The organism is Candidatus Deferrimicrobiaceae bacterium, assembly GCA_035256765.1.
GTDB lineage: Bacteria > Desulfobacterota > Deferrimicrobia > Deferrimicrobiales > Deferrimicrobiaceae > CSP1-8.
Genome location: DATEXR010000224.1, coordinates 1 through 9,073 on the forward strand (window position 1 = coordinate 1; position 9,073 = coordinate 9,073).

The following is a 9,073-nucleotide window of genomic DNA, read 5'->3' on the forward strand; positions in this document are numbered from 1 at the left end:
GCTCTCCTCGGAGAGGATCCCGTGGTCCGGGAACGAGGACCGGATCCGCTCCATGAGGTACGCCTCGGACTCGCGGTCCACGTCCGTCACGAGGTTGATCTCCCCCTTGAAATGGATGGACTGCCGCCTCCCGTAGTTCCGGCGGAGGATCTCCCCCGCCCCGCGCGCCACCTCCTCGGCGAATTCCATCCATTCCCGGTTTCCCATCGCGTTTCCCTTTCCGGCCGCTTTGCAAGAGGCGCCGGGTCATTATAGTATGGAGATTGCGCCGGCCCCGCAAGAGTTGCACGGATCACCGGAATGGCCGGAGGAAGGTGCTCCCGATGAGGTTCCGACGCCTCGCCGTCCTGCTTGCGCTCCTTCTGTTGATGCCGGCATGCGCCGCCCGGAAGGAGATACGGACCTGGCAGCCCGGAGACAGCATCATCTGCCCGCATTGCGGCCGGGAATTTCCCGTGCCCGAAAAACTGGGACAGTAGGTCCGATTCCCCCGCGCCGGTAGCACGAAATATATTATCGTGCTAATATTGGTGCAGAAGGGGGAACGGACATGCCCGGAGTTGCCCGGTTCGGCGTATCCCTGGAAAGAGAACTCCTGGAACGGTTCGATCTTCTGATCGGGCGGAAAGGATACGCCAACCGGTCCGAGGCGATCCGCGACCTGATCCGGGACAGCCTCGTCAGGGAACGGTGGGAGACGGGAAAAGGGAAGGCGGTCGGCGCCATCACGCTCGTCTATAACCACGATACGCGGGAGCTGGCCGACAAGCTGACCGACCTTCAGCACGCCCACTTCCAGTCGATCGTCTCTACCCTCCATGTACACCTTGACGCCCACCACTGCCTCGAGGTTCTCGTGCTTCGGGGGAAGGCGTTGGAAATCAAGACCATCGCCGACCAGCTGATCGGCACACGGGGTGTCAAGCACGGCACGTTTTCCGCGACCGCGGAGGGAAGGGATTTGATGTGACCGCCGTGAAAACCCCGGTCTTTTTTTTCGTTCATCCGTGTTACGAATAAAAGAATCGTAGCATCACCTGCGGAGAGGGGCGACATGAAGAAGGCCGGCCGGGTCGCATGCACCGCAGTCCTTGCGGGAACGCTCCTGCTGCCGGGAACCCGAAACCGCGCGGTCGCCGGCCATCCCCTCGGAACCGAGGACGCGGGGACGCAGGGAAAGGGAAACGTGGAAGTGGAGCTCAACGGCGAATGGTCCTCCCCCTCCGGTGGGGGGCGCGAAACATCCCTGGGGAACACCTACACGCTGGGGCTGTCCCCCCGGATCGACCTAGCGGTCTCCTTCGCCTACGTTTTCCTGGAGCCGGGCGACGGCACGGAATCGGTTCGGGGCATGGGCGACACGGAGGTGACGCTCAAGACCTCGTTCGGTGACGGCAACGGGTGGATCCCGACCGTGGGATTCAAGGCGGGCGCGGTCCTTCCCACGGGGGAGGAGACAAAAGGGCTGGGGCCGGGCCGGGCAAGCGGCCTTGCCACCGTCATCGCCGACTGGGAGATCGGCGCCGTCCTGATCCACGCCAACACGGGCGCCACCATCGCGGGGCGTCCCATCGGGAGCCGGGACCGGGACGACAGCGTGAGGGCGAGCCTCGCGGCGGAGTGGGAAGTCGGCGGGCGGTATATCCTGCTGGGGGAATACCTCTGGGAGAAAAACGTAGGGGCTGCCGGAAGCGCCTCCTCGGATCTGCTCGTCGGGGGGAAGGCGGAACTCGCCCGGAACCTCACACTCGACGTCGGCATCCGTTGGGGAACCACCGACGCGTCGCCCGGCGTCACGTACCTCGCGGGGGTCACCCTTGCCTTTTCCGGAGAGGAGAAAGGGGAAGGCCGGCACGAAAAGCATGATCCCCCGGGGGAGGGCGGCAAGAGGACGAGATAGGAGAACGCGTACGATATGCACATCCCCGACGGCTATCTGGGCCCCCCGACGTACATCGCCGCATACGCGGCCTGCGCGCCTCTCTGGGCGATCGCCGCCCGCAAGGTGCGGGAAAGCCTCGACGCGCGAAGGGCGCCCCTCCTCGCCATTTCCGCCGCGTTCTCCTTCCTCGTGATGATGTTCAACATCCCCCTCCCGGGAGGGAGCACGGGGCACGCGGTGGGGGGCGTTCTGATCGCGATCGTCGTCGGCCCTTGGGGAGCGATGCTCTCGATCAGCATCGCCCTCGTCATCCAGGCCCTTCTGTTCGGCGACGGCGGGGTGACGGCGATCGGGGCGAACTGCTTCAACATCGCATTCGTGATGCCCTTCTCGGGGTACGGGACGTACCGCCTCCTTTCCGCCCCGTTTTCCTCCGACCGGGGAAGGGCCGTGGCGGCGGGGATCGCCGGGTGGGTCGGCCTCAACGCGGCCGCGTTCACCACGGCGGTCATGTTCGGGATCCAGCCCCTGCTGCACACCGCGCCCGACGGGCGGGCTCTCTACTCCCCCTATCCCCTCTCCGTGGCCCTGCACGCCATGATGCTCCAGCACATGACCGTCTTCGGCGGGGTCGAGGCCCTGATCACGGGAGCGGTGGTCTCCTACCTGCAGCGGTCGAAATCCGCCTGGATCCTCGGCTCGGCCAAAAGCGGAGCCACCCGGTGAAGGAATACCGGAATCTGCTGATCGCCCTGGGAGTGATGGCGCTGCTCACGCCTGTCGGGCTGTATCTTCCCCGGATCCTCCAGGCGGGGGGCGCTTGGGGGGAATGGGGGATAAGCGAAGTCCGAAAGATGGTGGGCTACGCCCCCGCCGGGATGGAGAAAACGGCGGATGCGTGGAAAGCCCCGATGCCCGACTACGCCCCTACCGGCGGGGGGGACGCCTCCTCCCCGGCGCAGGGATTGTACTACCTTTTTTCGGCCTTCCTCGGGATCATCGCCTGCGGGGGCGCCACGTACCTGCTCGCCCGGTGGCTGACCGGCCGGGGGCGGCCCCCGGCGGACGGAAAACCGTGAGAGGGCCGATGGACGAACCCCTCCGGGAGCGGCGATTCCTCGAAGCGGCGGCGTCGCGGGGCCTTCGTCCCCCGGGGGGGACCCACGTCGAGAAGACCCTCCGGGAACTCTCCTCGTTCTTTTCCCGCTCGTTGTTCCGGGAGGAGACGGCGCGCCGCCCCGGCCTCCTGCAGCAGGTGGACCCGAGAGCGAGGCTTCTGGCCACGCTCCTTTTCCTGGCGAGCGTGAGCCTCGCCCGGTCGATCCCGGGGTTGATCGTCCACGCCTTCCTCCCTCTGGCGGCCCTTGCTCTTTCCCGCATCCGCCCGGCGGAGTTTTTGGGAGCGGGCTTCCTCGTGGCGGTCGTCTTCTCCGCCCTCATGGCGGCCCCGGCGACGCTGAACGTCTTTTTCGACGGGACGGTCATCCTGCCGCTTTTCGACCGGGGGAGGGAGTGGAGCTACGGGCCATATTCCCTGCCGGCCGTGATCGGCATCACCCGGGAAGGACTTCTCACCGCCGCCACGTTCCTGCTCCGCGCCCTTTCCTCCGTCGCCGCCGTCCTGTGGCTCACCCTCTCCACGCGGTGGTCCGATCTCCTCCGTGCACTCCGGTTCCTCCGCCTCCCCTCGATCTTTCTGCAGGTGACCGGGATGACCGTCCGGTATACCCACGCGCTGCTCCGCCACTCCGAGGAGGTCCATCTCGGAAAGAAGAGCCGCACCGTCTGCCGTGCGCGGACTGCGGCCGAACAGGCGTGGGTCGGCTCCCGGATCGCCCGATCGTGGGAAAGGAGCGTCCACCTGATGGAGGAGGTGAGCATGGCGATGGCCGCCCGCGGCTTCACCGGCGAGGCGAGGTATCCCGCCGGCCCCTGGTTCGGGGCCCCGGAATGGCTTCTGATCATCGCGGTCGTGGTATTCTGTGGAGGTGCACACGCCGCCTGACATGACGATGACGGCGCACAGCGGGCAAACCGTGCCCCCTCTTCTCGAACTTGCCGACATCCATTACGCCTACCGGGAAGGGATCCCCGCACTCTCGGGACTTTCCCTTTCGGTCTATCCCGCCGAGCGAATCGCCGTCCTGGGAGCGAACGGGTGCGGTAAATCGACGTTGCTCAAGCTCCTGGGAGGACTGATCTTCCCCCAGAGCGGCTCCTACCGGGCCTTCGGGCGGCAGATCGACGACCGCCTGCTCTCCCGCGACCCGTTCGGGATCTACTTCCGGAAGGAGGTCGGGATCCTCTTCCAGAACTCCGACGCCCAGCTGTTCAACCCCACCGTCGAGGACGAGATCGCCTTCGGCCCCCTCCAGATGAACGATCCCCCCGAGGAGATCCGGTCGAAAGTCCACCGTACGATCGAGATGTTCGGGATCGGCGCGATTCGGGACCGCGCCCCTTACGAGCTGTCGGGGGGGGAAAAGAAGAAGGTGGCGATCGCCTCCATGATGGTGATGGACCCGCAGATCCTCCTGCTGGACGAGCCCACCGCGGGGCTCGACCCGCGGAGCAGCCGGGCGCTCGTCGACGCGATCATCGAGGCGGAGGAATCGGGAAAAACGGTGGTGACGGCCACCCATGATCTGCACGTCGTCTCGGAGATCGCCCGAAGGGTCCTCGTGTTCGGGGAAGATCGGAGGATCCTCGCATCCGGGACCCCGGAGGAGATCCTCTCGGACCGGTCCCTCCTGCTCGCCGCCAACCTCGTCCACCTGCACCGCCATGCCCACGAGGATTACTGGCACGCCCACGAGCACGAGCACCCCGAGGTCTTCCACGTCCATGAGCACCGGGATGGCAGTCCCCGGGGAGAAAAGGAGGGACGATGAGACGGTCGATCGCCCTGAAATACGGGCATACCGAGGCGATCCTGCCGGAGGAGACGTTCCGCAGCGTCTACCGACTGGCTGCCCGGCCTCCGTTCCTGCCTCCCTCCGAGGACGCCCTGATCCGGCAGAGGATGGCCCGCCCCGTCGGGTCCCTGCCCCTCCGGGAACTCGTCCGTTCCTCGGACTCGATCGCCGTCCCCGTGTCGGACATCACGCGCTATTCCGCCACGGAAAAGTTCCTCACGCCCATCCTCGAGGAAACCGGCGCCGCGGGAATCCCGAGGAGCCGGGTGACCGTCTTCATCGCGCGGGGAACTCACCGTTCCTTGACGGACGAGGAACTGCACGCGGTCGTCGGGCCGGAGATCTCCTCCGGGATCCGCGTGGAGCAGTCGGATCCCGACGGGGAGACCGTAGAGGTCGGCGTCACCTCCCGGGGGACGCACGTAAGGATCAGCCGGCCCCTGATGGGGCACGACAGGATCGTGCTTACGGGGACCATCACCTTCCACTACTTCGCGGGATTCGGGGGGGGGAGGAAGGCTCTCGTCCCGGGATGCGCCGCGCGGGAGACCGCCTCCGCCACGCACTTCCGCATCTTCCGCACGGACGGCCCCGGGAAACACCCGCTTTCCCGCCCCGGCGTCCTCGCGGGAAATCCCGTGCACGAGGACATCGTCGAGGGGGTCGCGATGGCGTCCCCGACGTTCCTGTTCAACACGCTCCTCACCCCCCAGAAGGAGATCTTCGACGCCATCGCCGGGCACTGGCAGAAGGCGCACGAGGAGGGGTGCGCGAGGTACGCGAAGGCCTTCCGGGTGCCCGTGCCGAAGAAGTATTCCCTCGTGCTCGCCTCCGCGGGCGGGTTCCCCAAGGACATCAACTTCATCCAGTCCCACAAAGCATTGGATCACGCGTTCCTGGCCGCCGAGGAGGGGGGGGTCATCATCCTCCTTGCCGAGTGCCGGGACGGATTCGGAAGCGAGACCTTCTTCCCCTGGTTCCGTTTCGAGGACCCCGGGGAAATGGAGGCCGACCTTCGGGCGAATTACCAGATCTACGGGCAGACGGCGCATGCGACGTTTTCGAAGGCGAAAGCGTGCCGGGTGATCCTCGTTTCCTCCCTGCGGCCCGGGGACGTGGAGAGGATGGGAATGACTCCCGCCGCCTCCCTCGACGACGCCATCCGGAAGGCGGAAACGTTCCTGGGCGACCTCCCCTCCCCGCTCGTCATCCCGGATGCGGGCTTCGTCCTGCCGGATGTGGCGGGGAACGCATTGCCCTAGCCCCCGGGCAACCTCCCGCGGTCCTCCTGACCGGCCCCGGAAGCCCCCTTGCGAACATTTTGCCCCCCCGCCGGTGCCCCTCTGGTAGAATCTTCACGGGAATGAAACGATGGGAGTGCGTCATCTGCGGTTATATCCACGAGGGCGAGGAGCCACCTGACATCTGTCCCGTGTGTGACGCGCCGAAGGAATTCTTCCGTCTCCTCGGGAACTGAAACGCCGCAGCCGGAAGACGGTGCCTGGGGAGCCGCCTGGAACCGACCGGCCCGCCGGCGCATCGCAGAGTACGGACCGGACAAGGAGAGACCGGAAGGACCGGCTGTCCCGCGAAGGGGGAAGGAGGAAACGGATGAAGGTCCCGAAGAACATCTATTACCACCCGATATTCGTCCATTTCCCCCAGGCCCTCTTCCCCGTTTCGTTCCTGTCGTTCGTGTTGTATCTCGCGACCGGGGCAAGGGAGTTCGAGGTGGGGGCCTTCATCACCGCGCTCTTCGGCACAGTCGTCACGCCGATTACCACCTTCACCGGGTTCCTCGACTGGAAGATCCGATACAAGGGATATATGACGTCGGTCTTCCGGATCAAGATCATCGGCGCGTTCTCCCTCTTCGGGTTTGCCGTCCCCGCGATCCTCCTGCGGACCTTCGTGCCGGACGTCAACGCCTTGCCGCTCGCAGGCCCGGGATGGATCTACGGCGCCCTTCTGGCCGCCTGCTTCCTGACCAACATCATCCTCGGACATTACGGCGGAAAACTCGTTTTCCACTGAACCGGGAACCGGCGTCCACGTCATCCGAAGCCACAGAGGGCATGATGGATATTCTCCGCGAATCGATCGACCGGCTGACCGAAGAGGCGAAGCAGATCGAATACGAACTCCGGGTGGTTCTCCCGAAGGAGATCAACACGGCGCTCGCGCACGGGGATATCTCGGAGAACGGCGAGTACGAAGCGGCCAAGGAGAGGCAATCCACCCTGAACGCCCGCCTGGCCCAGATCCAGAAAAGGCTCGCCGACCTCTCCCGGATCGACGTCACCGCGATCCCGAAAGACCGCGCAGGCCTCGGAAGCGAGGTGACCGTGGAAAACGCCGAAACGGGGGATGAGATCCGGTACACGCTGGTGATCCCGGAGGTCGCCGACGGGAAAAAGAACTTCGTCTCGATCGCCTCGCCGGTGGGCAGGGCCCTCCTGAACCGGAGGCCGGGCGACACGGTGACGGTGCAGGCGCCGAAAGGAACGCTGGAATTCGAGGTGACGGGAATCGTCACGTTCTTCGGCGACACCCTGGAGTAAGGGGACTACGCCAACCCGGGAAACTTCTTCCGCACCTCCTCCGCGATCCCCTTCACCTCCTCCGAACGGTGCCGCGGACAGACAAGGACCGCGTCCCCGCTCCGCACGACCACCACGTTCTCCATCCCGATCACCGCGACCACCCCCCGGTCCGCCCGGACGAGAGCGCCGCGGCAGTCCGAAAGGATCACGTTCCCGGCGGTGACGTTCTCTCCCGCCCCCAGGAATTCATGGAGGGAGCGCCAGGTGCCGATGTCGTTCCATCCAAACGCCGACGGGATGACGAGGATCCCGTCCTCCTTCTCCAGAATCCCGTAGTCGACGGAGACCGAAGGCATGCGATCGTAGGCACGGCGCAGCCGCTCCCCGAAGCCCTTCTTCCCGCCGTCTCGGACCGCCCGCTCCAGTTCCCGGTGGATCGGGGGCAGGAAGCGCGCCACCCGGTCGCGGTAGGTCGCCGCGCGGACCAGGAAGACGCCGCTGTTCCAGTAGAAGCGGCCCGTGCGGAGAAACCTCCGGGCGGTGCGCAGATCGGGTTTCTCGGTGAACCTGCGGACCAGGTAGACGCCCTTCTCCCTCCCGCGATACGCCGCCCCCCGCTCGATGTAGCCGTATCCGGTCGCGGGATGCACGGGAGCGATCCCCAGCGTGACGAACCGGCCCGTGCGCCGGGCAAGCCGGAATCCCTTCCGGAGAAACTTCCGGTAGGAGGCCGCGTCCCCCACGGCATGGTCGGCGGGAGTGGCGGCGATCACCGCGTCCGCGTCCCGGCGCTCGATGCGCGCGACGGCCAGGGCCACGGCCGGAGCGGTGTTTCTCCCTCGCGGCTCCAGCAAAAGATTCCCGGACGGGATTCCGAGAGCGCGGCTCTTCAGATGAGGGGCATCTTTCTCCCCCGCGACCACCCAGACGTTCTCGCGGGGCAGCAGGGGGAAAAGACGCCGCACCGTCTCGACGATCATCGGTCCTGCCCCCGTCAGGTCCAGGAACTGCTTCGATCGCTGGATCCGGCTTTCGGGCCAGAACCTCCTCCCCGAGCCTCCCGCCAGGACGACGGCGTGGTCCATTCGGGAATCACCTCCCCCTCGCAATTTACGATAGAATACATCGGTGCGCAAAAATCTGAAGAACACTTTCATCACCGGTCTCTTCGCCATCGTGCCGCTCGTGGTGTCCGTCGCCCTCCTGGTCTGGTTCTTCCAGAAGGTGGACAACCTGTTCTCCCCCGTCATCGACGGCATCGTGAGGGCATTCATTCCGGATCTCGACCATATCCCGGGAACGGGGATCCTCACCGGGCTGCTGATCATCCTCGTCGTCGGGTTCTTCGCGAGAAACGTCGTGGGCGAGCGGGTCCTGTCCGCTCTGGACAACTTCATCAACCGGATCCCCTGGTACCGGACGATCTACTCCACGGTGAAGCAGCTGACGGACGCTTTCTCGCCGGACAACACCCGCTCGTTCCAGGAAGTCGTACTCGTGGAATACCCCAAGGAGGGCTCCCAGGCGCTCGGCTTTCGCACGAGCACGGTGGAGAGAGAGGGAAAGACCCTCGCCGTCGTCTATGTCCCCACCAACCACATCTACCTCGGAGAGTTGCTCTTCATTCCCGAGGAGAACGTGGTGCGCCTGGACATGTCGGTCGAGCACGCGGTCCGCATACTCGTCTCCGGGGGGATCGCCTCGCCGGGCAGGTTCCCTTCCTCGAAAAATCC

At 65.7% G+C, this 9,073-nt stretch carries 13 protein-coding genes; 11 read left to right on the plus strand and 2 right to left on the minus strand.

Annotated features, from left to right (window positions below; translation table 11 throughout):
• On the minus strand, nt 1-207 hold a 207-nt coding region (locus VJ307_07530; GenBank protein ID HJX73992.1), incomplete at its 3' end, for an inositol monophosphatase family protein.
• 116 nt (nt 208-323) lie between these two features.
• Between VJ307_07530 and VJ307_07535 the strand changes: the two genes are divergently transcribed.
• The 10 genes from VJ307_07535 (at nt 324) to greA (ending at nt 7,358) form a co-directional block, all read left to right on the plus strand.
• Nucleotides 324-479: a hypothetical protein gene (locus VJ307_07535; protein ID HJX73993.1), complete on the plus strand. Its 156-nt coding sequence runs from the start codon at nt 324-326 to the stop codon at nt 477-479.
• Nucleotides 480-550: 71 nt separating this feature from the next.
• Nucleotides 551-970, plus strand: coding sequence for a nickel-responsive transcriptional regulator NikR (nikR, locus tag VJ307_07540; GenBank protein HJX73994.1), 420 nt, complete (start codon nt 551-553; stop codon nt 968-970).
• An 84-nt stretch (nt 971-1,054) separates the two neighbouring features.
• Nucleotides 1,055-1,900, plus strand: coding sequence for a transporter (locus VJ307_07545; protein ID HJX73995.1), 846 nt, complete (start codon nt 1,055-1,057; stop codon nt 1,898-1,900).
• A gap of 15 nt (nt 1,901-1,915) precedes the next feature.
• Nucleotides 1,916-2,608, plus strand: coding sequence for a cobalt transporter CbiM (gene cbiM / locus VJ307_07550; protein ID HJX73996.1), 693 nt, complete (start codon nt 1,916-1,918; stop codon nt 2,606-2,608).
• Nucleotides 2,605-2,961: a hypothetical protein gene (locus VJ307_07555; protein HJX73997.1), complete on the plus strand. Its 357-nt coding sequence runs from the start codon at nt 2,605-2,607 to the stop codon at nt 2,959-2,961. Before cbiM ends, VJ307_07555 begins: the two co-directional genes overlap by 4 nt.
• Before the next feature lie 8 nt (nt 2,962-2,969).
• Nucleotides 2,970-3,887, plus strand: a complete 918-nt coding sequence (locus tag VJ307_07560) for an energy-coupling factor transporter transmembrane component T (GenBank protein ID HJX73998.1) — start codon at nt 2,970-2,972, stop codon at nt 3,885-3,887.
• A 1-nt stretch (nt 3,888) separates the two neighbouring features.
• Nucleotides 3,889-4,773 (plus strand): ABC transporter ATP-binding protein, encoded by an 885-nt coding sequence (locus VJ307_07565; protein ID HJX73999.1) that lies wholly within the window; start codon nt 3,889-3,891, stop codon nt 4,771-4,773.
• The gene (gene larA, locus VJ307_07570; protein HJX74000.1) at nt 4,770-6,059 is read left to right on the plus strand and encodes a nickel-dependent lactate racemase; all 1,290 of its coding nucleotides are present in this window, start codon (nt 4,770-4,772) and stop codon (nt 6,057-6,059) included. Before VJ307_07565 ends, larA begins: the two co-directional genes overlap by 4 nt.
• A gap of 349 nt (nt 6,060-6,408) precedes the next feature.
• The gene (locus VJ307_07575; GenBank protein ID HJX74001.1) at nt 6,409-6,831 is read left to right on the plus strand and encodes a DUF2231 domain-containing protein; all 423 of its coding nucleotides are present in this window, start codon (nt 6,409-6,411) and stop codon (nt 6,829-6,831) included.
• Nucleotides 6,832-6,872: 41 nt separating this feature from the next.
• Nucleotides 6,873-7,358: a transcription elongation factor GreA gene (gene greA, locus VJ307_07580; GenBank protein HJX74002.1), complete on the plus strand. Its 486-nt coding sequence runs from the start codon at nt 6,873-6,875 to the stop codon at nt 7,356-7,358.
• Nucleotides 7,359-7,363: 5 nt separating this feature from the next.
• On the opposite strand, the gene VJ307_07585 is transcribed toward greA, so the two are convergent.
• On the minus strand, nt 7,364-8,425 hold the full coding sequence (locus VJ307_07585; protein ID HJX74003.1) for a sugar phosphate nucleotidyltransferase: 1,062 nt from the start codon (nt 8,423-8,425) through the stop codon (nt 7,364-7,366).
• A gap of 43 nt (nt 8,426-8,468) precedes the next feature.
• Here VJ307_07585 and VJ307_07590 point away from each other — a divergent pair.
• Nucleotides 8,469-9,073 (plus strand): DUF502 domain-containing protein (locus VJ307_07590; protein HJX74004.1); only part of this gene is annotated, 605 nt, incomplete at its 3' end.

What these genes read in the sequence shown, in the direction of transcription:
- VJ307_07535 (HJX73993.1), top strand. Translation starts at nt 324, where the DNA reads ATGAGGTTCCGACGCCTCGCCGTCCTGCTTGCGCTCCTTCTGTTGATG.
- nikR (HJX73994.1), top strand. Translation starts at nt 551, where the DNA reads ATGCCCGGAGTTGCCCGGTTCGGCGTATCCCTGGAAAGAGAACTCCTG.
- VJ307_07545 (HJX73995.1), top strand. Translation starts at nt 1,055, where the DNA reads ATGAAGAAGGCCGGCCGGGTCGCATGCACCGCAGTCCTTGCGGGAACG.
- cbiM (HJX73996.1), top strand. Translation starts at nt 1,916, where the DNA reads ATGCACATCCCCGACGGCTATCTGGGCCCCCCGACGTACATCGCCGCA.
- VJ307_07560 (HJX73998.1), top strand. Translation starts at nt 2,970, where the DNA reads ATGGACGAACCCCTCCGGGAGCGGCGATTCCTCGAAGCGGCGGCGTCG.
- VJ307_07565 (HJX73999.1), top strand. Translation starts at nt 3,889, where the DNA reads ATGACGATGACGGCGCACAGCGGGCAAACCGTGCCCCCTCTTCTCGAA.
- larA (HJX74000.1), top strand. Translation starts at nt 4,770, where the DNA reads ATGAGACGGTCGATCGCCCTGAAATACGGGCATACCGAGGCGATCCTG.
- VJ307_07575 (HJX74001.1), top strand. Translation starts at nt 6,409, where the DNA reads ATGAAGGTCCCGAAGAACATCTATTACCACCCGATATTCGTCCATTTC.
- greA (HJX74002.1), top strand. Translation starts at nt 6,873, where the DNA reads ATGATGGATATTCTCCGCGAATCGATCGACCGGCTGACCGAAGAGGCG.
- VJ307_07585 (HJX74003.1), bottom strand. Translation starts at nt 8,425, where the DNA reads ATGGACCACGCCGTCGTCCTGGCGGGAGGCTCGGGGAGGAGGTTCTGG.